Annotated in this window: 22 protein-coding genes; 12 read left to right on the top strand and 10 right to left on the bottom strand. The window is 64.7% G+C overall.

The window, feature by feature from the left end; genetic code table 11:
• The first annotated feature begins 6 nt into the window (after window positions 1-6).
• Genes NSE01_RS15615 through NSE01_RS15595 form a run of 5 tightly spaced genes read left to right on the top strand, consistent with a single transcriptional unit; the run spans window position 7 to window position 4313 of the window.
• Window positions 7-1398 carry an aromatic ring-hydroxylating oxygenase subunit alpha gene (locus NSE01_RS15615; RefSeq protein ID WP_147160578.1) on the top strand — a complete coding sequence of 464 codons (1392 nt, stop codon included), beginning with the start codon at window positions 7-9 and terminating at the stop codon, window positions 1396-1398.
• A 2-nt stretch (window positions 1399-1400) separates the two neighbouring features.
• Complete coding sequence (locus tag NSE01_RS15610) at window positions 1401-1919, top strand: nuclear transport factor 2 family protein (protein ID WP_147160577.1); 519 nt, start codon at window positions 1401-1403, stop codon at window positions 1917-1919.
• Complete coding sequence (locus NSE01_RS15605) at window positions 1916-2425, top strand: nuclear transport factor 2 family protein (RefSeq protein WP_147160576.1); 510 nt, start codon at window positions 1916-1918, stop codon at window positions 2423-2425. The genes NSE01_RS15610 and NSE01_RS15605 overlap by 4 nt, the downstream gene beginning before the upstream one ends.
• 4 nt (window positions 2426-2429) lie before the next feature.
• Window positions 2430-2954 (top strand): nuclear transport factor 2 family protein, encoded by a 525-nt coding sequence (locus tag NSE01_RS15600; protein ID WP_147160575.1) that lies wholly within the window; start codon window positions 2430-2432, stop codon window positions 2952-2954.
• A gap of 15 nt (window positions 2955-2969) precedes the next feature.
• On the top strand, window positions 2970-4313 hold the full coding sequence (locus NSE01_RS15595; RefSeq protein ID WP_147160574.1) for an aromatic ring-hydroxylating oxygenase subunit alpha: 1344 nt from the start codon (window positions 2970-2972) through the stop codon (window positions 4311-4313).
• Between the two features lie 51 nt (window positions 4314-4364).
• On the opposite strand, the gene NSE01_RS15590 is transcribed toward NSE01_RS15595, so the two are convergent.
• From NSE01_RS15590 to NSE01_RS15555, 8 genes are all read right to left on the bottom strand, one after another.
• Window positions 4365-5375: an NADP-dependent oxidoreductase gene (locus tag NSE01_RS15590; protein ID WP_147160573.1), complete on the bottom strand. Its 1011-nt coding sequence runs from the start codon at window positions 5373-5375 to the stop codon at window positions 4365-4367.
• 221 nt (window positions 5376-5596) lie between these two features.
• Window positions 5597-6130: a VOC family protein gene (locus tag NSE01_RS15585; RefSeq protein WP_147160572.1), complete on the bottom strand. Its 534-nt coding sequence runs from the start codon at window positions 6128-6130 to the stop codon at window positions 5597-5599.
• The gene (locus NSE01_RS15580; protein ID WP_147160571.1) at window positions 6130-7575 is read right to left on the bottom strand and encodes a dihydrolipoamide acetyltransferase family protein; all 1446 of its coding nucleotides are present in this window, start codon (window positions 7573-7575) and stop codon (window positions 6130-6132) included. Before NSE01_RS15580 ends, NSE01_RS15585 begins: the two co-directional genes overlap by 1 nt.
• A gap of 10 nt (window positions 7576-7585) precedes the next feature.
• Window positions 7586-8599, bottom strand: coding sequence for an alpha-ketoacid dehydrogenase subunit beta (locus NSE01_RS15575; protein WP_147160570.1), 1014 nt, complete (start codon window positions 8597-8599; stop codon window positions 7586-7588).
• Window positions 8600-8619: 20 nt separating this feature from the next.
• Window positions 8620-9594 (bottom strand): thiamine pyrophosphate-dependent dehydrogenase E1 component subunit alpha, encoded by a 975-nt coding sequence (locus NSE01_RS15570; RefSeq protein WP_147160569.1) that lies wholly within the window; start codon window positions 9592-9594, stop codon window positions 8620-8622.
• A gap of 140 nt (window positions 9595-9734) precedes the next feature.
• Window positions 9735-10526, bottom strand: a complete 792-nt coding sequence (locus tag NSE01_RS15565; RefSeq protein WP_147160568.1) for an SDR family oxidoreductase — start codon at window positions 10524-10526, stop codon at window positions 9735-9737.
• 139 nt (window positions 10527-10665) lie between these two features.
• Window positions 10666-11091, bottom strand: a complete 426-nt coding sequence (locus NSE01_RS15560) for a nuclear transport factor 2 family protein (RefSeq protein WP_054122912.1) — start codon at window positions 11089-11091, stop codon at window positions 10666-10668.
• A gap of 4 nt (window positions 11092-11095) precedes the next feature.
• The gene (locus tag NSE01_RS15555; protein ID WP_147160567.1) at window positions 11096-11857 is read right to left on the bottom strand and encodes an SDR family NAD(P)-dependent oxidoreductase; all 762 of its coding nucleotides are present in this window, start codon (window positions 11855-11857) and stop codon (window positions 11096-11098) included.
• A gap of 145 nt (window positions 11858-12002) precedes the next feature.
• On the opposite strand from NSE01_RS15555, the gene NSE01_RS15550 reads away from it, so the two are divergent.
• The 3 genes from NSE01_RS15550 to NSE01_RS15540 are packed head-to-tail and all read left to right on the top strand — an operon-like array spanning window position 12003 to window position 13583.
• Window positions 12003-12407, top strand: coding sequence for a nuclear transport factor 2 family protein (locus NSE01_RS15550; protein WP_147160566.1), 405 nt, complete (start codon window positions 12003-12005; stop codon window positions 12405-12407).
• Complete coding sequence (locus NSE01_RS15545; RefSeq protein ID WP_147160565.1) at window positions 12407-12757, top strand: putative quinol monooxygenase; 351 nt, start codon at window positions 12407-12409, stop codon at window positions 12755-12757. Before NSE01_RS15550 ends, NSE01_RS15545 begins: the two co-directional genes overlap by 1 nt.
• 19 nt (window positions 12758-12776) lie before the next feature.
• Window positions 12777-13583, top strand: coding sequence for an SDR family NAD(P)-dependent oxidoreductase (locus NSE01_RS15540; RefSeq protein ID WP_147160564.1), 807 nt, complete (start codon window positions 12777-12779; stop codon window positions 13581-13583).
• A gap of 156 nt (window positions 13584-13739) precedes the next feature.
• Here NSE01_RS15540 and NSE01_RS15535 read toward each other — a convergent pair whose 3' ends face one another.
• On the bottom strand, window positions 13740-15353 hold the full coding sequence (locus NSE01_RS15535; protein WP_147160563.1) for an AMP-binding protein: 1614 nt from the start codon (window positions 15351-15353) through the stop codon (window positions 13740-13742).
• A 24-nt stretch (window positions 15354-15377) separates the two neighbouring features.
• Window positions 15378-16826, bottom strand: a complete 1449-nt coding sequence (locus tag NSE01_RS15530; protein WP_147160562.1) for a carotenoid oxygenase family protein — start codon at window positions 16824-16826, stop codon at window positions 15378-15380.
• A gap of 213 nt (window positions 16827-17039) precedes the next feature.
• On the opposite strand from NSE01_RS15530, the gene NSE01_RS15525 reads away from it, so the two are divergent.
• The 4 genes from NSE01_RS15525 to NSE01_RS15510 are packed head-to-tail and all read left to right on the top strand — an operon-like array spanning window position 17040 to window position 19965.
• Window positions 17040-18059, top strand: a complete 1020-nt coding sequence (locus NSE01_RS15525) for an NADP-dependent oxidoreductase (protein ID WP_147160561.1) — start codon at window positions 17040-17042, stop codon at window positions 18057-18059.
• Window positions 18060-18062: 3 nt separating this feature from the next.
• On the top strand, window positions 18063-18848 hold the full coding sequence (locus tag NSE01_RS15520; RefSeq protein WP_147160560.1) for a ThuA domain-containing protein: 786 nt from the start codon (window positions 18063-18065) through the stop codon (window positions 18846-18848).
• A gap of 10 nt (window positions 18849-18858) precedes the next feature.
• Window positions 18859-19224, top strand: coding sequence for a limonene-1,2-epoxide hydrolase family protein (locus NSE01_RS15515; RefSeq protein WP_170233864.1), 366 nt, complete (start codon window positions 18859-18861; stop codon window positions 19222-19224).
• A complete protein-coding gene (locus tag NSE01_RS15510) occupies window positions 19225-19965 on the top strand; it encodes an SDR family NAD(P)-dependent oxidoreductase (RefSeq protein ID WP_147160558.1) in 741 nt (246 codons plus the stop codon).
• Window positions 19966-20003: the final 38 nt, after the last annotated feature.

Here is a 20003-nt window from a genome sequence, read left to right as displayed (position 1 = left end):
TGAGGGATGAACCTTGAAACCAGCCTGCCTCTCCCCCCTGAGCCTCTGCCGGAGCCCGGTGCGGCGCGCTGCCCCGGGCCGAGCACGCGAGACATCATCATCGCTGATGGGCAGGAGGTTCCGCCCGCGCTGATTGCCGAGGCCTACAGCTTCGCGGGCGATGCCGATATCGACTACGACCGCTATACCTCGCCTGATTTCATGGCGCGCGAGTTCACGCACATGTGGGCGCGCACATGGCAATGGGCCGCGCGCGAGGAGCACATCCCCGAAGCGGGCGACTATATCACTTACGATATCGGCCCGTGGTCGATCCTGATCGTGCGCGGCGATGACATGGAAATCCGCGCCTATCGCAACGTCTGCCTCCATCGCGGCACGCAGCTCAAACGCTCGGACACCAGCGGCAATGCGGTGGAACTGCGCTGCCCCTTCCACGGCTGGCGCTGGTCGCTGGAAGGCGAACTTTCGCATCTGCCGTGCCGGTGGGACTTCCCGCATGTGAAGGACGAGGAATTCAGCCTGCCGCAAGTGCGGATGGAGACCTGGGGCGGGTTCATCTTCATCAACCTCGATCCCGAGGCGCGCCCGCTGAAGGACCAGCTCGGGCCGCTCGCAGAGCATTTCTCCGGCCGCTGGGATCTCGCCGATCGGCGCATTGCGCTGCATATCCAGAAGGAACTGCCGACGAACTGGAAGGCGGCGCAAGAGGCTTTCCTCGAGGCTTATCACGTTTACGAGACGCATTCGCAGGCCTTGCCGACGGCGGGCGATGCCAATGCGCAGTATGACATCTTCAGCGATCACGTGACGCGCTTCGTTCATGTCATCGGCAAGCCAAGCCCGCATTTCAGCGGTACGCAGACCGAGCAGGAACTGTTCGACCGCCTGCGCGTCTCGCCGGGAACGCTGCCGGAAGGGCGCACTGCGCGCTCCTACGCCGCCGAGAAGCTGCGCGAGCAGATGTCCGCCGATCTCGGCGTGCCGCTCGACATGTATTCGGACAGCGAGATGCTCGATTCCATCGAGTATCATCTGTTTCCGAACATGTGCCTGTTCCCGGGCGTTTCGTTGCCGATGATCTACCGTTTCAGGCCGATCGGGAGCGATCCCTCGCGTTCTCTGTTCGACCTGATGTTCCTCAAGCTGGTGCCGCCGGGAACGCCCATCGAGCATCCGCCCGAGCCGGTGCGGCTGACGGTCGAGCAGTCCTATGCCGAAGCACCGGGGATGAATCCGGGGCTGGGCGGGGTCTATGATCAGGACACCGACAACCTCGCGTTGCAGTACCAGGGCTTCCTCGGCTCCGCGAAGCGCGGGCAGACGCTGGGCAACTATCAGGAAGCGCGCATCCGGCAGTTCCACCAGACCATCGATCAATATCTGGCGAGGCCGTGACCATGGACGCGCTCGATCGGCTCACCTCGTGGCAGGCCATCTACGATCTCAGCTGCGACTACATGCGCGCGCAGGACCGGCTCGATCCGGCGCTGCACATCTCGGTGTTCCACGATGATGCGACGACCGACTACGGCGCGGGCTGGAAAGGCGACGCGGCGGGGTTTGTCGCCTTCGCGCAGAAGGTGCTGACGCCGCACAAGGCCAACCACCACATGATCGGGCAGGTCCGTATCGATTTCGAGAGTGGCGATCTCGCGTTCGGCGAAGTCTACTTCCAGGCGCACCATCGGGTTGTCGGCGAGGATGGTGGCGAGCGGGACATGTTCGTCGCCGGGCGCTACGTCGATCGCTACGAGCGGCGCGAAGGCGTGTGGAAGATCGCGCACCGCAGCGAACTGGTCGACTGGGTGCGCGATGAGCCTGCCGCCGATCTGCCGGGTGGTGAGGCGATGTTTCCGTGGGGTGCCCGTGCGCCCCACGATCTCAGCTGCCGCAGGGAGGAGATGCGGGTCCGATGAGCATGGTGCGTGCAGAAGATGTCGCCGACCGGTTGGCGATCATGGATGTGCTGAACCGCTATGCGCGCGGGATCGACAGGTGCGACCTTATGGTGTTGCGCAGCGTCTGGTGGCCTGAAGCCAAGGCCGATTACGGGACCGGCGAGATCGATGCGCTGGCATGGTCGGACGGTGTCGTTCCCGCGCTTGCTGCAATGCGCCGCACGCAGCATTTCCTTGGCAACATGCTGATCGATATCGACGGCATGACGGCCACTGCGGAGACCTATTGCCGGGCCTATCACGAAGTCGATTCGCCCGATGGTCCCTATGAAATGGAAGTCGGCGGGCGCTATCTCGACCGGCTTGAGAAACGGGACGGCGGCTGGCGCTTGCTTCACCGCCGCTATGTGCTCGACTGGAGCCGCAACGGCGCATCCACCGCGCAGTGGGATGGCCCGCTTTACGGGACGCTGACCCGCCACGGCAAGCGGCTGCCCGAAGATCCCTTGTATACCGGAGACTGAACCGATGGCCGCTGACCTTGACCCGCGCGTAGCGCTGCTGCTCGACAAGATGGCCTGCACCGAACTGGTCCACCGCCTCGCGCGGGGGATTGATCGCTGCGATGCGGATCTGGTCAACGCGGTGTTCCACCCCGATGCGACCGACGATCACGGCATGTATCAGGGGACCGCAGCGGACTTCGTGCCATGGGTGATGGAAGTGCTCGCCGGGATGCGCCGCACGCAGCATGTGATCGGCAATGTTCTCGTCGAAGTTGATGGCGACAAGGCCAAGGGCGAGGCCTATTTCATCGCGCACCACCACGTTCCCGGCGAAAGCGGCGACAATTTCATGGTCGCCGCTGGCCGCTACCTCGACCGGTTCGAATGCCGCGACGGAACATGGAAGATTTCCCACCGCCACGCCGTCTACGATTGGAGCACGGTCGGCGCTTCGACTGACATGTGGGACCGCGCCAACATGCCGGGCTTTGCTTTCGGCACGCGCGGCCACGCCGATCCATCCTACCCCCACTTCGCAGGTGCCTGAACAAGGAGCCATGACATGACCACTGAAGCCCAACTCGCCCGCGCCCGCGCCACCTCGCTGGCCGATATCTCCCCGCTGGCCGATCCGCCGCTCGGCAACGCGCCGATCACGCCGGACCGCTATTTCTCAAAGGAATGGGCGGACCGTGAGTGGGACAAGGTCTGGACCAAGACCTGGCAGATCGCCGGGACACAGGCGCAGATCCCCAATGCGGGTGATTGGCTGACCGCCGATTTCGGCCCGGAAACCATCGTCTGCGTGCGCGGCGATGATGGGCAGGTCCGCGCGTTCTACAACGTCTGCCAGCACCGCGCGATGCCGGTCGTCTCGGGCGAACAGGGCCATTCCAAGCGCCTCGTCTGCCCCTATCACGGCTGGTCCTACGACCTTACCGGCAAGCTCAAGGTCGTGCCGGACGAGGCCGATTTTGTGCAGGGCTCGCCCTGCGGCAAGCTCAACCTCGTCGAAGTGAAGTGCGAGACCTGGGCCGGGTTCGTGTGGATCAACATGGACAAGGACGCCGCCCCGCTGCGCCAGTTCATGGGGCCGATCGCCGATCAGATCGATACCTACCCGATGGACGCGATGGTCCGCACGCACTGGGTGACGATCGAGGGCAACTTCAACTGGAAGCTGGTGCAGGACAACTTCAACGAGAGCTATCATGTGCCCTTCGTCCATCCGCAGACGAAGTTCGTAATGGAATACGGATACAGCCACTGCCAGTTCGATCTCTACCCCGAAGGCCACGCGCGCATGTTCATGCCGGGTGCCGGCCCGACCAAGCAGCTACGCGGCGGCGAGGCCGAAACGCTCGAAATGCTGCGCGAGGAACTGGTGTTCTGGGAGCTCGATCCCGAACAGTTCCGCGGCGGCAAGACCGGCGAGATCCGCAAGGCGCTGCAGCAGGCCAAGCGCGAGAAGGGCGCTTCCAAGGGCTTTGATTTCTCGACCTATCACGACGACCAGCTGACCGATCACTGGCACTACACGATCTTCCCGAACCTCTCGTTCAGCCTCAAGCCCGATGGCAACATCTGGCTGCGCGCGCGGCCGCACGAGACCGATCCCGAGAAGTGCTACTTCGACATGTGGTACATGACGCTCTTCCCGGCCGGGACGACGCGCTATTACTCGCAGTCGATGTCCGAATGGGTCGACGTTTCAGTCCCCGCGCCGCACGTGCAGGGCAAGTGGGGCGAGGTTTCGGCCGGACCCGGCATCGATCAGGACGTTTCGGTTTGGGAAGCCCAGCAGCGCGGCCTGCACTCGCGCGGCTACAAGCGCGATTACCTTGCGTGGCAGGAGCGCCGGGTGCGCTACTTCCACGAGAACCTGGAAAAGTGGATGGCGGACTAAGGGCTGGAAGGCCCACCCCCGGCCCCTCCCGCTTGCGGGAGGGGTAGTAGGTCAGGCAACCTTGACCAGCACTTTGCCGATAGCGCCGCCGCCTAGCATCCGTGCATAGGCGGCGAGCGTGTTTTCGAGGCCCGGCGTTTCATCGAAGCGGGAAACGAGGCGACCTTCATCGTGCCACTGGCGCAGCGGCGGAATGAATTCCTCAGCGCGGTGGAAGTGATCAGGCACGAAGAAGCCCTCGATCCGCAGACGCTTCATCAGCACCTGATCGTAGCGTGCCGGGCCGGGAAGTGGCTTGTCCGCATCATAGGCGGCGACAAGTCCGCAGACCGCCACGCAGCCGAACAGCGCCATGTTGGGCAGGATCGCATCGAGGATCGGCCCGCCGACGTTGTCGAAATAGCCATTGAGCCCACCCGGCACTTCGGCGGCAAGGCGCGCGGCGATGTCGTCTGCCTTGTAGTCGATGGCGATGTCCGCACCGAGTTCCTCGGTGAGGTACGCGCACTTGGCCGGACCGCCTGCGATGCCAACGACATGCGCGCCGAGATTGCGAGCGACCTGCACGGCAAGGCTCCCGGTGGCCCCTGCCGCGGCGGAGACAGCGATCCACTGGCCGGGCTGGATGCGTGCCGTGTCACGCACGCCGAGCAGCGCCGTCCATCCATTCATGCCAAGCGCCCCGAAATGCTCGCGCAGGTCGGGCAGGCTTTCATCGAGCGCCATCATGCCAGATTCTGCGGGCGTGACGACGGAGTAGTCCGCCCACTGGCCAAAACAGCGCACCAGCGTGCCCTCGGGAAATGCGGGATCGCGCGTTTCCACCACGCGGCCCATCACGAGGCCGGACATCTTGGAGCCGAGCGGTAGCGGCGGTTGGTAGCCATCGGTGCGCGGGCTCATCCACATGCGCGTGCCGGCATCCATGGAGAGCCACTGCGCGGCGATCCGGACCTGCCCCTCGGCCAGCGGCTGCAGCGCTTCCTCGCGGAAGGAGAGGGCGCTGGCAAAGTCGTCGCCCTTGGGATGGGCATCAAGCTGCCAGAAGCGGTTGGTGGTCATGGGGAGGGGGCCTTTTGCAGTTAGACGTCGGCGTCAAACCAAACCGTCACCCTGAACTTGTTTCAGGGTCCATCCATCGGTTTGCCCCGAGGTGTCAGGATCAACCCCAAGGCCGCAGCGCAGTGTTTTCCCGAAGCCATCGGTCACACGGCGCGATGGACCCTGAAACAAGTTCAGGGTGACGGGCCTTGGGTGGGGAGTGAATGTGTGGCCCGGCACGATCAGCGCAGGCGAATGGTGGTGATGAGATCGCGCTCGGGCGCGCCTTCCCTGGCGGCATCCGCGATCATCGCGTAGAAGCCCAGGAGGCTGGGCCGAGGGCTGTAGAGTTCGGTCATATGGCCCAGCGTGGCCGTGGTGTCAGCAAAGGCATAGACGAAGCCATCGGCCATTTCCGCGCGCATGGCCGTTGGCGCGCCTTGTGCTGCGAACTCGGCCAGCGCGGTGTCCACATCGTCCACGAACACCGCAACGTGGTGCAGGCCGTAGCGGCCCGAGCCCTCCGGATACATATCATGGAAGGGGGAGGGGCCGGGATTGTTCTGCTGGACGAACTCGACCATCACGTCCCCCCACTGCCCGTAGGCAGAGGAATGATCGTGCAGTCGCTCGACACCGCGATGAACCGCGCGTGCGACGGGAATGTTGGCCGCCACGAAGAACGGGCCAGACCCATAGAGCGCATGGTGCGCGCGGGCTGCCGCGCGCACGTCGGCGCAGAAATAGGCGACCTGCCGGATGGGCAGGTGGCCCATCAGCTGAACAGCGATTCCGGAGCCTCGATCAGCGCCTTCAAGGTCTGCAGGAAGCCTGCGCCCGCCGCACCATCGATGGCGCGGTGATCGACCGAGAGCGAGAGCTTGATCTGGCTCTCGAACGTCATGTCACCATCCGCCGTCTCCACCGCAACGCGATTGATCCCGCCGACGGCAAGGATCGCGCCCTGCGGCGGATTGATGATCGCGTCGAACTCCTCGATCCCGAACATGCCGAGGTTCGAGATGCTGAAGGTGCCGCCGTCCATGTCCTCGAAGCTGAGGCGGCCGGCCTGCGCCTTGTCGATCAGCGCGCGGGTGGTCGCCGCGATCTGCGCAATGTGCATCCGGTCAGCCTGCCGCACGATCGGGGTGACGAGGCCCTTGGGGCTCGCGACCGCAATCGCCACATCGGCATGCGGGAAGCTGTGCACCGCATCGGCGCCAACCTGCACATTGACGTCAGGATGGCGGGCCAGCGCCATGCCGACTGCCTTGACGAGGTAGTCGTTGATCGAGGCTTTCGTCCCCATCACGATGTTCGCCGTCTTGCGCAGCGCGACGAGTTCATCGACCCGAGCGGAGACGCGCAGGTAGAAGTGCGGGATCGTCTGCTTCGCCTCGGTCAGACGGCGGGCGACGACCTTGCGAACCTTGTCGAACGGCTGGACCACCGGCGTATTGGCCACCGCCACGAATGGCGCGCCGAAGGCCGGAGCGGGGGCCGCTTCCGGTACGGCGGGCTTCACCGCACCGAGCACGTCGGCCTTCGAGATACGGCCGCGCGGGCCGGTGCCTTTGAGGGTCGCAAGGTCGATGCCGTACTGCGCGGCCAGCCGTGCGGCGAGCGGCGAGGCAAACACCGCGCGGCTTTCCGTCGGAAGTTCGGCGGGGCCCTTGGGTGAAAGGGCGCGTTCGGGCAGCATTGCCTGCACCACGTCCTGATAGGTGATGCGGCCGCCCCGGCCCGAACCCTGGATCGGCTCGATGTCGACGCCGTTGGCTTCAGCAAGCTTCAAGGCTTCCGGGCTGATCGACCGGTTGGTGACGATCTTCGTCGGTTCCGGCGCAGCGGCGGCAGGTGCCGGTTCAGGCGCGGCAGCAGCGGGCGCAGCTTCTGCACCGGCCTTTGCGGCAACCCCGGTTTCAGCCGGCTTGAACGCGGCCACGAAGGCATCGACTTCGGCATCGGTCGTGGCGGCATCGGTGAACACGCCGAGCAGCGCGCCAACCGGCTGGGGCTGATCGCTGGCGGGCACGAGCACGCGCTTCAGCACGGCGTCGTACTCGGCTTCGACTTCGTTGGTGATCTTGTCGGTCTCGATCAGGCAGATCACCTGACCGCGCGAGAAGGCCTCGCCTTCCTTGACCATCCATTCGGCAACCGTGCCCTCGGTCATTTCGATGCCCCACTTGGGCATGCAGAACGGGCGGATATCAGCCATGGTGGCTTCCTTAGCGGTAGGAGAGGACCTTGCGCACCGCCGCTTCGATCTTGGGGATCGAGGGCAGGTACGCGGTTTCCAGCTCGCGCGCGAACGGGACAGGCGTGTGCGGCGGGTTGACGCCGAGCGGCGGGGCCTTGAGGCTGGCGAAAGCCTTTTCGGCGACCATCGCGCAAATGTCGTTCGCAAGGCTGCAGCGTGGCGGGGCTTCGTCGACAACGACGAGACGGCCCGTCACCTCGACCGAATCGAGGATCGCTTCCTCGTCGATCGGGCTGGTGGTGCGCAGGTCGATCACGTCGCAGCCGATGCCTTCGGCAGCGAGCTTGTCAGCCACTGCCTCGCAGAAGCCGAGCAGCAGGCCGGTCGAGACGATGGTCACGTCATTGCCCGCGCGGCTGAGGCGCGCGTGGCCGAAGGGGATCATGAAGTCCTTGTCGTCGGGCACCTCGCCCTTCACGCCGTAGAGCGCCTTGTGCTCAAGGAAGATCACTGGATCGTCGTCGCGGATGGCGGTGCGCAGCAGGCCCTTCACGTCGGCGGGAGTGCTGGGCATCACGACCTTGAGGCCGGGCATGCCCGTCAGGATCTGGTGCGCGGCCTGGCTGTGCTGCGCGGCGGCGTTGTAGCCTGCGCCCCAGGCCATGCGGATCACCGCCGGGCACTTGGTCTTGCCGCCGAACATGTAGCGGAACTTGGCGATCTGGTTCCAGATCTGGTCGAGCGACACGCCGATGAAGTCGGCAAACATCAGTTCGGCCACCGGGCGCTTGCCCGAAAGCGCAAGGCCCGCCGCCGCACCGACGATGGCGCTTTCAGAAATCGGGGTGTCGATCACGCGGTCGCCGCCGAACTTGCCGTAAAGGCCAGCCGAGGTCGACCAGATGCCGCCGATTGCTTCGGGGCCGCCCGCAGTGCCGTTGCCGCCCACCACGTCCTCGCCCAGCACGACGACGTTCGGGTCGCGCTCCATTTCCTCGGCGATCGTGGAGAGGACCGCCTCGCGATACATCATTCTTGCCATTGGTCGCGCTCCTCGGAGGATCAGTACGAGATGTAGACGTCTTCGAGAACGTCTTCGGGGGTGGGCCGCGGGGCGGCCTTGGCCTTGGCCACGGCGTTTTCGATGGCGTCCATCACGTCGGCATCGACGGCGTCGATGTCGGCGTCGGTCAGGAGTCCTGCACCCGTCACACTGGCGCGGAACTTCTTGATGCAGTCGCGCGTCTCGCGGATGCGATCAAGTTCACCCGGGCCGCGATAGCGCTGCGGGTCGCCTTCGAAGTGGCCGAAAAAGCGCTCGGTATCGAACTCGACTGCCGCCGGGCCATTGCCGGGCACGCGCACGTATTCGAGCACTTCGCGCATCGTCTCGAAGACCGAGAAGAAGTCGGTGCCATCCCCGCGCCACACCTTCATGCCGAAAGCTTCGGCGCGGCTGGCGATGTCCTTGTTGGTGCCGACTGCGTATTCGAAGCCGGTGTGCTCGGAATAGTGGTTGTTCTCGAACACGAAGATGCAGGCGGCCTTGGTGACCACCGCCATGTTCATCGCTTCGAACGTGGTGCCCTGGTTGCACGCCCCGTCGCCCGAAAACGCGATGGCGACATGGCCCTTGGCGTCGATCTTGGCGGCGATGCCCGCGCCCACCGCAATCGGGGCGCCCGCGCCGACGATGCCGTTCGCGCCGAGCATGCCCTTGTCGACATCGGCAATATGCATCGAGCCGCCCTTGCCCTTGCACAGCCCATCACGGCTGCCCCAGATCTCGGCCATCATGCCGTCCACGTCGCAGCCCTTGGCAAGGCAGTGGCCATGGCCGCGATGGGTCGAGACGATCTTGTCATCGGTCGAGAGGTGCTCGCACACGCCGACCGCGACGGCTTCCTGCCCGCAGTAGAGGTGCGTGAAGCCAGCGATCTCGCCGGTCTGGATATCGATGTGAAGACGCTCCTCGAACTCGCGGATGATCTTCATCTGGCGATAGGCCTTGAGCAATTGATCTCGGCTGAGTTGCACCTTCAATCTCCCGGTAGCGAGGCCGCGCGGGCGAGCAGTGCCGCGCGCGGATCATGCAAATGACATGGCCACCCAGCGCATGGGTTGAGAAGCCATAAAAGTGATAGGTATGCGCAGAACTCCGCGCAATCGGCGATCTGTCAGCGATCCGTTCTGGGCACTGTGGTGCCGGCAATGATCGAAGCGCCGTCGTCGATCACATGGCTCTGCCCGTTGATGAACCGGCTTTCGTCGGAAGCGAGGAACAGGACAAGGTTTGCGACGTCGACCGGCTCGCCAAGGCGGTTCATCGCGGTGGCGTTGTCATGCACCGGAGCTGCTGCGCCGAGATCGGCAAGCTTGCCGCCGAGGCTGCGCACCATCGGCGTGTCGATCCCGGCGGGAAGCACCGAATTCGCCCGCACGCCGCGCCCGTTCTTGATCGAATAGGCCGCTGTCGCCCGCGTGTAGGCGTCGATCGCGCCCTTGGCCGCGCTATAGGCGGCAAATGTCGGTTCGCCTTGAATCGCGGCGATCGAGGCCATGTTGACGATAGAGCCGCCGCCATTCGCGGCCATTGCCGGGATCGCATGCTTGGTGCCGAAGACCACGCCATCGATGCTGACGGCCATGATCTTGCGATAGTTGGCCTCGGTCAGCGTTTCCGGATCGCCGAATTCGACCACGCCCGCGTTGTTGACCAGCACATCGAGCCGGCCATGGCGCGCCACGATATCGGCGACGAGCGCTTCCCATGCGGCTTCGCTCGTCACGTCGAGGTGGTGGTATTCAGCGTTCGCACCGAGTTCGGCGGCCAGCGCGCTGCCCGCTGCATCATCGACGTCGGTGAGGATCACGCGCGCGCCTTCGGCCACGAAAAGCCGCGCATCCGCCGCGCCTAGCCCCTTGGCCGCGCCAGTGATGATCGCGACCTTGCCCTTCAGACGGTCCATTTCAGCTTATCCAATCTGCAGATAAAACACCCAAACCTCGTCATTGCGAGGAGCGGAGCGACGAAGCAATCCAGAGCGGTTGTGCGCTTCCGCTCTGGATTGCTTCGCTACGCTCGCAATGACGAAGCCGGGGGGAAACTCACCCTTCCAGCTTCACCGCGCCGGGGCGCGGCGGGCCGGCTTCGCGGGCGACCAGTGCGCAATCGTGATAGTGGATGGTGTATTCCACCATCAGCCCGTCGACGCAGCGCGTGGTCTCCGCCAGCGAGGTGCTGATGCGGTTGCCCGTCAGCTTCGAGGTCATCGTCATGCGCAGTTGCAGGCAGAAGTAGTTCTCGTCGGTCAGGATGCCCAGCCGGTCGACCACCACGTCGTCCCAATAGCTCCAAACGTGCGGGAACAGGCGGATCAGCGCGTCCTGCCCCTTCCAGTCGCCCCCGAAGGGCAGCTCCGGCGGCTCATGGACGACGTAGTCGGGCGAGGTGATCGCCATCACGCCGGCCCAGTCGCCCTTGTCGATGCAGCCGAGCATGGTCTCGGCGAGTTCGCGCGGGGTTTTGGTCATGAGATCAGAACTGCACGCGCTTGGTGAAGCCGCCGTCGATCACGAGATTGACGCCGGTGGTGTAGCAGGAAGCGGGGCTGGCGATGAACACCACCGCCCGCGCCACTTCGTCCGGCGCACCGAGGCGGCCCATCGGGATCTGCGCCTTGATGCCGTTGTAGAAGTCCGGCATCGCGCCCTGGATCATGTCCCAGCTGCCGCCCTTGAATTCGATCGGGCCGGGCGAGACGGTGTTGACGCGGATGCCCTTGGGCGCCAGCGCCTGCGAAAGCTGCGAGGCATAGGTGATGAGCGCGGCTTTGATCGCGTTGTAGGCCTGCGGCATGATGAAGGTCTCGACCGCGGCGGTCGACGACATCACGATGATCGAGCCTGCGCCCGAGGCTTCGAGCGCCGGAGTCAGCGTCTCGATGCCCTTCACCGCGGCCATGATGTCCACGTCGAGGCACTTCTGCCAGTCCTGCGTCGCGCCAGCGCCCGAGACGCTCGCCATGTTGATGAAGATGTCGCAGCCGCCAAGCTTTTCAACAGCGCCGCTGAGCCATGCCACATAGCCGTCGATGTTGTTCGTCATGTCGAATGCATCGCCGTGTGCCTTGCCGGGATTGCCCGCGAGTTCGGCAAGCGCTGCATCGATCTTGGCCTGATCGCGCGAGAAGAAGGCGACGTCGGCGCCCTCGCTGGTGAGGATCTTGAGGATTTCGAGGCCGATGCCACGGGCACCGCCGTTCATGATGACTTTCTTGCCCTTGAGACCCAGATCCATCGCGCTCTCCATCCATGATTTGCGCCCGGCAGACCCGGGCCTTTGTGGTGCCAGAATAGCCAAAACGAGGGGCCTCGCAGCGCGCGGAAATGATAGTTTCTGGCGCTTTGGAATCGCCTTAGGCTCAGCCCAACTGGGAGAGAATATGGCTATCACCGGACCAATCGAGGACCAGCTCGCTATCCGCGCGCTGCACGACAACTATGCCGACGCCGTGTTCCGGCGCGATGCCGCCGATTGGGGCGCGCTCTGGGCGAACGATGCCGTCTGGGATCTGGCGGGCACCACCGTGAACGGCAAGGAATCGATCGTCGGCCTGTGGACCGGTGCGATGTCGACGTTCGCATTCGTTGGCTTCTTCTACCAGACCGGCGCGCTCCACATTGACGGCAATACGGCGACCGGCCGCGTCTATACCAACGAGACGCTGGAGGACCTTGAAGGCAACCTGCGCCGCAGCATCGGCCGCTACGAGGATACGTACGTCAAGCGCGACGGTGTCTGGCTCTACCAGAGCCGCAGCTTTTCAGTTCTGAAGGGGTATTCGTGATGATCGTTGTTGTCGCAGGCGAAATCGATTTTGCGCCGGAAGTGCGCGATGAAGTGCTCAAGGATGCCCTGCCGTTGATCGAACTGGCACTCGCCGAGAAGGGCTGCCGCCACTACGCGTGGAGCCTCGATCCGCACAATCCGGGCCGGATCCACGTGTTCGAGGAGTGGGAGACCGCAGAGGATCTTGCTGCACATCTGGTCGCGGAACCGTACTTCAAGATGGGCGCGCACCTCGCCGGCTTCACCATCCTTGGCGCCAACACGCGCAAGTATCGCTGCGATATCTCCGAGCCGGTCTATGGCCCGGACGGTGTCGCTACAGCGAAGTTCCTCACTGCGAACGCCTAAGAGCAAAGGAAACAAGGTCATGACCAATCTCTCGGGCAAGGTTGCCGTCGTCATCGGTGCGGCGGGCGAGAATAACATGGGCCAGCACATCGCCCGCACTTTGGCGGATGCTGGCGCGAAGGTCGTCGTCGCGGGCCGCAAGGCTGAGCCGCTCAAGACCTTTGCCGGCGGCATCGCAGGCGATTGGGCGCTGTGCGACCTTGCGAAGAAGGCCGATGTCGAGGCGCTCGCCAGCACGGTTCTTGAGCGCCACGGCAAGGTCGATATTGCCATCAACGCCACCGGCTGGGGCCTGCTCAAGGGCCTGCATGAGATCACCGAGGAAGAGCTCGACCAGATCATCGCGCTGCAATTGAAGGGCGTGCATTACTTCCTCAGCGCCTTCGTCCGCGCGATGCCGCATGGCGGGTCGCTGGTGCAGATCTCTTCGGCGACCACGCAGTGCATCATCGACGATCACGCGGCCTACATCGCCACCAAGGCGGGCTCCGAGGCGCTGATCCGCTGTGTTGCTAATCAATATGGTTCGCAGGGCATCCGCGCCAACGTGCTTTCGCCGGGCTTCACGCTAAGCCCGATGACAGAGCAGTCGTTCGCGGTCCCCGGCCTCGCCGATGCGTTCGTCAAGGAATACCCGCTCGGCCGCGTCGGCACTTCGGAGGATATCGCCAAGGCCGCGCTGTGGGTGGTGAGCGACGATTGCTTCATGTCGGGCCAGAACCTGCAGATCAACGGTGGCCTTACCCTGCGCCGCAACCCCCGTCCGGGCGAGATCCAGGCGGCGGTCGGCGCCGCGATGGCGGCGATGCAGGCTTCGGGGAACTAAGCACCAACCATAATTCGTCATTGCGAGCGTAGCGAAGCAATCCAGAGCGGCACGCGCTACCGCTCTGGATTGCTTCGCTTGGTTTACCCTGAGCGGCTGCTGCAAGCAGACAGCCGAAGGGCTCGCAATGACGACTGAGGGGATTGGGGCTGTTCTTTACCCCGCCTTTTCCGCGGCCACCTTTTCCTTGATCATCGTGCGCAGCACGTCCTTGCGTATCTTGCCTGATGCGGTGCGCGGGAAGGTGTCCACCCATTCGATCCGCTCGGGACACTTCTGCTTGGCGAGGCCTGCCTCGCTGACGAAGGCGGACAGCGTCGGAAGATCCGGCTGGTCTGCGCCTTCCGGAATGAGATAGGCGCAGATGCCTTCTCCGAGGCGCGGGTGCGGCATCGAGACCACTGCGGCTTCCTTGATCGCCGGGTGAAGGTGCAGCACATCCTCGATTTCCTTGGCGCTGATGTTCTCGCCGCCGCGGATGATGAGGTCCTTCTTGCGACCGGTGATCACGAGCGAGCCCGAAGGCGTGATGCGGCCGATGTCGCCGGTCTTGAAGAAGCCGTCGTCGGTCAGCGCCTCGCGGGTCTGCGCTTCGTCCGCATAGCCAAGGAACATCGCCGGGCCGCGCACGAGGATTTCGCCGTCGGTGCCGTGGGGCACTTCGTTGCCGTCATCGTCCACAAGCCGCAGTTCATAATCGAGCGGGCGGCCATCGGTTTCGGCGGCCAGTTCAAGGCTCTCTTCGGGTAGGACACCGGGCGTTGCCAGCGGCACTTCGCTGCTGCCGTAAACGCGGTAGGCGCAGGCGTGCGCAAGGCGCTTGTTGGCGGTGTAGACCAGCTCCGAAGGGATCGCCGCACCGCCGCAGGCGAACCGGCGGAAGGTGGGAAGCGAGGAACCGGCAGCATCTGCCGCGTCACACAGTTCCTGCAGGAAGGGCGTGGCGGCGACGGTGGAGGTCACGCCGTAGCGGTCGATCAGTTCGACCGCTTCCTTGGCCTTCCACACTTCCATCAGAACCACTTGGCTGCCCGAAGCAAAGGGCTTTTCCAGCCCGCCCGAGAACCCTGAGATATGCGTGACAGGCGAGGGCATCAGCGTCACGTCGTTCGGCACGCCGCTGTACTTGCGGCCGAACTGCGCGACGCGGTCCAGCGTGTTGTGCGAGTGGAGCACGGCCTTGGCCCGGCCGGTGGTGCCCGAGGTATAGAGAACGAGCTTCAGCGCATTCGGGTCGACCTTTTCGAGCGGGGTATTGAGGCCCCGCCCATGCTCGACCAACGCGGCATAATCGGGCGTGCGCTCGGTGGGGCGCACGTAGATGACGTGCTTCAGTTCGGGCAGGTGCGGGCGCACCCGGTCCATCATCCCGGCAAAGTCGTAGCCCCTGAAGCTTTCCGCCACGAAATAGGCCTTGGCCCCGCAATCACCCAGCATCTGGATCACTTCGGCATCGCGGTAGATCGGCACGATCGGCGCGACCACGAAGCCGCCGAGATTGGCGGCCAGGTTGATCACCGACGCCTCGACCCAGTTGGGCACCTGGAAGCCGATCACATCACCCGTGCGCAGGCCGAGATCATGCAGAGCGCGGGCGAGCGCCTCGCCATCCGCCAAGAGGCTTGCGTAAGTCGGGGCGGCGGGATCGCCGAGATAGACGACTTTGTCCGGATCGGTTTCAGCCCAGCGGCGCGCATAGTCGCCGATGGTCATGTTGGTCCAACTGCCGTCGGCGGCGTATTGCGCAAGATGCGCAGGGATAGTGGTCATGGGACGCTTTCGTTAGCTCGTGCCTTAGTTGGACAGGGTCTGCTGGTAGAGCGGATTGTCCTCGGCGTAGAAGTTGCAGTGGAAGCCGCTGGGCACGCGGAACGGGATCATCACGCGGGCAATCGGCCCGGCAGCAATGTCCTTGGCGGCAAAGATCGCCAGTTCGCTGGTGCCGCTGTTCGCGGGGTGGACGAGCGTCATGGCATAGCCGTCAGCTTCGTCGGTGCTGCCAAGGCGCGGTGCGAACACGAGTTCGCCCGCGGCCGCGCCTGCGCCGAAGTGCCAGATGTCTTCTTCGCCGGTCTGCGTGTCGTAGCGCAGGACGGCGTCCATGCCCTCGACGCGGCCATCGCGTGATTTCAGGTTGATGTTGGCAAAGCTGTGGCGGCTCTTGCGCGTCATCAGGCGGTCGTCGGGGCGGGGGAACTGGATGTCGCGCCCGTTGAGCACTTCTTCCTTGATCCAGCCGGTGTTGCCGTTGGGGTCGATGGTCCAGCGGCGCAGGCTTTGCTGGGTATCGAGGTGCGTCCGGCGCGCGCCGGTTTCGTCCGGAAACAGCGCGGTGCCATTCGCGGCGGCGACGTCCGCCAGGATCTTGCCGTCCTCTTCCCACACGTTGAGTTCGTGGAACATGTGGCGCGGTTCGAACTCGAACCACTTGATCTGATCCGCCGTGCCCTCGCGCGGCATGACGGCGAACTTGGTCGGGCGGTCGTTGACCCACGCCGTCATCGGCCCACCGGCGGCGAAGCGCTTGAGGTCGGTGTCGATCGGGATGAACGGGAAGATCGCCCAGTTTTCCGTCAGCAGGAAGGTGTGCATCAGGCTGAAGTGCGGCATCGGAATGATCTCGGTCTTGCGGATCGTCCCGTCCGCCGCGACCACATCATAGCGCATTTCCGCCGGGCCCATCATGCCGTGGATGGCAGCGCCGGTGTTGATCATCTCACGCGTGGCGTAATCGATCTTGGGGTGCGCCGAGAAACTGGAGGTGACGAGGCCGCCGTAGGTCTCCTCGTGCAGCGTATCCAGTTTGCGCGGATCGAGCGCCACTGGCGGCGCGCCTTCCATCAGTGCAAGGAGCTGCCCGCCGTGGAGGATGATGTTGGTGTTGCCGGTGTTGTAGCGCTTGCCCTGCACGCTGGGGTCGGATGTCATCGGATTGCCGAAGATGCCGAACAGCCGGCGGCCCGCGGCTTTCTCAAGCTCGAACTTCTCCGTCTTCACCCAGCGGTTGCGCATCGAGACGCGGCCATCGGCAAACTCGAACGCGAAGACCATGCCGTCGCCGTCGAACCAGTGATAGTCGCCCTCGCGCGGCGGGTAGAGCGGATCAGGACCGTTGCGGTAGAAGAGGCCGGCAAGGTCATCCGGCAGCTGGCCTTGGACGATCAGGTCGGGCGCATCCGCCTCGAAGCGGATCGGCGCGTGGTGGCCGGAGAGGTAGGGGTGATCGAAGAACGGTTCAGCCATGGCCCCCGGAATCCTTTTGAAGTTCCCATATCGCCGCGCTGGGTGGCGGCCTGCACTGCAATGTGGGTGCGATGGGGGGCGCACACACCTGCCAAAATGGGGAGTGAGGCCGCCGCATGGCCCAGCCCTGATGGGCAAAAATGACAGTCGTCTTGGCGCTGGCTGGGTCTAGGCTCTACGCCCTTCGGGTCAAACCCGCCAAGGAGCCCTTCTGTGACGCAAAATCGCCGTTTCCTGCTGGTCCGCCGCCCCAATGGCGCGCCCGTGGCCGAAGACTTCAGCCTCGTTTCGGAAGCTCTGCCCGAGCTTTCTGACGGCCAGTTCCTGATCCGCAACCATTATGCCTCGCTCGATCCCGCGATGCGCGGCTGGATGGACGATGCGCCGAGCTACATGCCGCCGATCCCGCTGGGCACGCCGGTGCGTGCATCGACCGTGGGTGAAGTGGTGGCGAGCAAGACCGCCGATTTCCCCGTTGGTCAGTGGGTTTCGGGCCTGAACGCGATCGAGGAATACTCGGTCTCGCAAGCAGGCGGCTTCAGCGCCCCGATCGATCCGACCATCGTGCCTTCGCCGACGAACTTCCTCTCGGTGCTCGGCGCGGTGGGGATGACCGCCTATTTCGGCTACCTTGAGGTGTGCCGCCCGCAGCCGGGCGATGTCGTGCTGGTAACGGGCGCGGCGGGTGCGGTCGGCTCGCTCGTCGGCCAGATCGCCAAGATCAAGGGCGCCAGCAAGGTCATCGGCATCGCCGGTGGGCCGGAGAAGTGCAAGCGTCTGGTGGAGCGCTACGGCTTCGATGTCGCCATCGATTACCGCGGCAAGAACGTGGACCAGCTTTCGGCCGAGATCGCCGAGGCCGCGCCGCAGGGCGTCAACGTGATCTTCGAGAACGTTGGCGGTGACATCCTCGACGCCGGGCTCAACAACCTCGCGATGTACGCGCGCATCGGTGTGTGCGGTCTCATCAGCGAATACAACAACGCGGGCGAGAAGACCGGCGCGCGCAACGTGTGGCAGCTCATCGTCAAGCGTGCCTCGATGACCGGCCTGCTCGTGGCGGACTACGTGCCGCGCTTCGGCGAAGGCATTGCCGCGATGGCGGGCTGGATCACCGAAGGCAAGCTGGTGTTCGACGAGCATGTCGACGACGGTATCGACAACGCGCTTCCGGCGTTCCTGCGGCTGTTCAGCGGCTCGAACGACGGCAAGATGATCCTCAAGCTGAGCTGAGCCATGACGCACACGCTTCTCGTCCTTTCGGGTGGGCACCCTTACGAGGAAGGGCCTTGGGAGGCCTTCCTCGCGGCCGTGGCGGACAAGCTGCCGGGGGAATGGCAGGTGGTCCACTATGTCCACCCCGAGGCCGAGGAGCGCGTCGCGGCGGGTGCTGCGGACAGCGCGGACGCGGCGCTGTTCTACGACATGCCAGGCTACACCTTCGCGGATGGCACGGTGAAGACGGCAGCGCCGTCCGATGCCTTCAAGGCCGCGCTGGAGCGGCGCTTTGCCAGCGGGCGCGGCGCGGTGATGATGCACCACGCCATCGCCGGTTGGGCGGAATGGCCGCAGTGGAGCGAATGGGTCGGCGGCCGCTTCCTCTACCAGCCGGGCATGGTGCGCGGCGAAGCAAAGCTCGATTCCGGCTATCGGCATGATGTGGACTACACCGCCGAACTGGTGGCCGAACATCCCGTGCTCGAAGGCGTGCCCGCAACGTTCGAAGTCAACGACGAACTCTATCTCGGCGAAGTGTTCGAAGACAGCGTCACCCCGCTGATCCGCGCGCGGCATGACTATGTCGCCGAGAACTTCTACTCCGCCGCCCACGCTGTCGCGGGCCGCATGTTCGACAATTCGGATTGGCCGCACCCTCCGGGCAGCAATCTGGTGGCCTGGACCAAGCCGGTCGGTGCGGCGCAGATCGTCTACTGCCAATTCGGCGACGGGCCGCACACATATGCCAACCCCGTCGTCCGCCAGATCATCGCCAATGCGCTGCAATGGACAGCGCACAGCTAGGGAGAGCAGCATGACCCCGCAGGAAGTGGTCGAAGCGTTCATCGCCGCATGGAACCGGGGCGATGCGCCAGCCGCCTTCGCCATGATGGCGGACGATATCGTCTGGCATAACATTCCGATGGAGCCTGCCGTGGGCCTTGCGGGCGTGCAGGCGCTGATGGGGCAGTTTCCGCCTATCGAGGGCACGGAATGGATCACGCACCACATCGCCGCCAGCGGCAATGTCGTGCTGACCGAACGGACGGACAAGTTCCTCGTCGGCGGGCGCTGGCGCGCGATCCGCGTCTCGGGCACGTTCGAGATCAATGAAGAGGGCAAGGTCGCGAGGTGGCGCGACTATTTCGACATGGCGGAATTCCAGCGGGAGTTTGCCTGAATGAACATCGCACGCGGCAAAGACCTCACCGGCAGGCGCGCGGTCGTCACGGGCGCGGCGTCCGGCATGGGTGCGGCAGCGGCGACGCGGCTTATGGCAGAAGGCGTGGCCGTGCTCGGCGTCGACCGGGTTGGCGAAGGGATCGTCGGCACGCACACGCTGGTGGCAGACGTCGGCGATGCCGATTCCATCGCCGCCATCGCCGGGGCGGCAGAATGCCTGCTCGGCGGCTGCGACATCCTCATCAACAACGCGGGCGTGTGCCCGAATGGTCCGTTTGCCGAAATGACCGAGGAGCAGTGGCATTCCGCGCTCGGCATCAACGTCACCGCGGTGATGAAGCTCACCCGCGCGCTCATGCCGCTGCTCGGCGCCTCCGGGCGCGGCCGCGTCGTTAACGTCGGCTCGATCATGTCGCGGTTTGGCGATGCGGGGCTCGTGGCCTACACCACGTCCAAACACGCGGTGCTCGGCCTTACTCGTGCGCTGGCGATGGAGCTCGGGCCGCAGGGCATCACCGTGAATTGCGTCCAGCCCGGCGCCATTGCCACCGGCATGACCCGCAGCCTGTTCGAGGATACGCCGGGGGCGAAGGACTATTTCGCTGGCCGTTCCGCGCTTGGCCGCGTTGGTCAGCCGGAGGACGTTGCCGACGTCATGGTGTTTCTCGCCACCGATGATGCGCGCTTCATCACCGGCCAGGGCATCATGGTCGATGGCGGGGTCATGGTCCACTCATGAACGCGTGCCCAAGCGGGCAATCTGACCTAGCATTTTCG

This window comes from Novosphingobium sediminis (assembly GCF_007991615.1).
Lineage (GTDB): Bacteria > Pseudomonadota > Alphaproteobacteria > Sphingomonadales > Sphingomonadaceae > Novosphingobium > Novosphingobium sediminis.
This window is presented reverse-complemented; position numbering and strand designations above follow the sequence as displayed.

Coding starts and splice junctions, on each gene's coding strand:
- NSE01_RS15565 (WP_147160568.1), bottom strand. CDS start 10,526: ATGGACCGTCTGAAGGGCAAGGTCGCGATCATCACTGGCGCGGCCAAG.
- NSE01_RS15515 (WP_170233864.1), top strand. CDS start 18,859: ATGACCCCGCAGGAAGTGGTCGAAGCGTTCATCGCCGCATGGAACCGG.
- NSE01_RS15575 (WP_147160570.1), bottom strand. CDS start 8,599: ATGGCAAGAATGATGTATCGCGAGGCGGTCCTCTCCACGATCGCCGAG.
- NSE01_RS15595 (WP_147160574.1), top strand. CDS start 2,970: ATGACCACTGAAGCCCAACTCGCCCGCGCCCGCGCCACCTCGCTGGCC.
- NSE01_RS15535 (WP_147160563.1), bottom strand. CDS start 15,353: ATGACCACTATCCCTGCGCATCTTGCGCAATACGCCGCCGACGGCAGT.
- NSE01_RS15600 (WP_147160575.1), top strand. CDS start 2,430: ATGGCCGCTGACCTTGACCCGCGCGTAGCGCTGCTGCTCGACAAGATG.
- NSE01_RS15545 (WP_147160565.1), top strand. CDS start 12,407: ATGATCGTTGTTGTCGCAGGCGAAATCGATTTTGCGCCGGAAGTGCGC.
- NSE01_RS15590 (WP_147160573.1), bottom strand. CDS start 5,375: ATGACCACCAACCGCTTCTGGCAGCTTGATGCCCATCCCAAGGGCGAC.
- NSE01_RS15560 (WP_054122912.1), bottom strand. CDS start 11,091: ATGACCAAAACCCCGCGCGAACTCGCCGAGACCATGCTCGGCTGCATC.
- NSE01_RS15540 (WP_147160564.1), top strand. CDS start 12,777: ATGACCAATCTCTCGGGCAAGGTTGCCGTCGTCATCGGTGCGGCGGGC.
- NSE01_RS15520 (WP_147160560.1), top strand. CDS start 18,063: ATGACGCACACGCTTCTCGTCCTTTCGGGTGGGCACCCTTACGAGGAA.
- NSE01_RS15610 (WP_147160577.1), top strand. CDS start 1,401: ATGGACGCGCTCGATCGGCTCACCTCGTGGCAGGCCATCTACGATCTC.
- NSE01_RS15615 (WP_147160578.1), top strand. CDS start 7: ATGAACCTTGAAACCAGCCTGCCTCTCCCCCCTGAGCCTCTGCCGGAG.
- NSE01_RS15585 (WP_147160572.1), bottom strand. CDS start 6,130: ATGGGCCACCTGCCCATCCGGCAGGTCGCCTATTTCTGCGCCGACGTG.
- NSE01_RS15530 (WP_147160562.1), bottom strand. CDS start 16,826: ATGGCTGAACCGTTCTTCGATCACCCCTACCTCTCCGGCCACCACGCG.
- NSE01_RS15510 (WP_147160558.1), top strand. CDS start 19,225: ATGAACATCGCACGCGGCAAAGACCTCACCGGCAGGCGCGCGGTCGTC.
- NSE01_RS15580 (WP_147160571.1), bottom strand. CDS start 7,575: ATGGCTGATATCCGCCCGTTCTGCATGCCCAAGTGGGGCATCGAAATG.
- NSE01_RS15555 (WP_147160567.1), bottom strand. CDS start 11,857: ATGGATCTGGGTCTCAAGGGCAAGAAAGTCATCATGAACGGCGGTGCC.
- NSE01_RS15605 (WP_147160576.1), top strand. CDS start 1,916: ATGAGCATGGTGCGTGCAGAAGATGTCGCCGACCGGTTGGCGATCATG.
- NSE01_RS15550 (WP_147160566.1), top strand. CDS start 12,003: ATGGCTATCACCGGACCAATCGAGGACCAGCTCGCTATCCGCGCGCTG.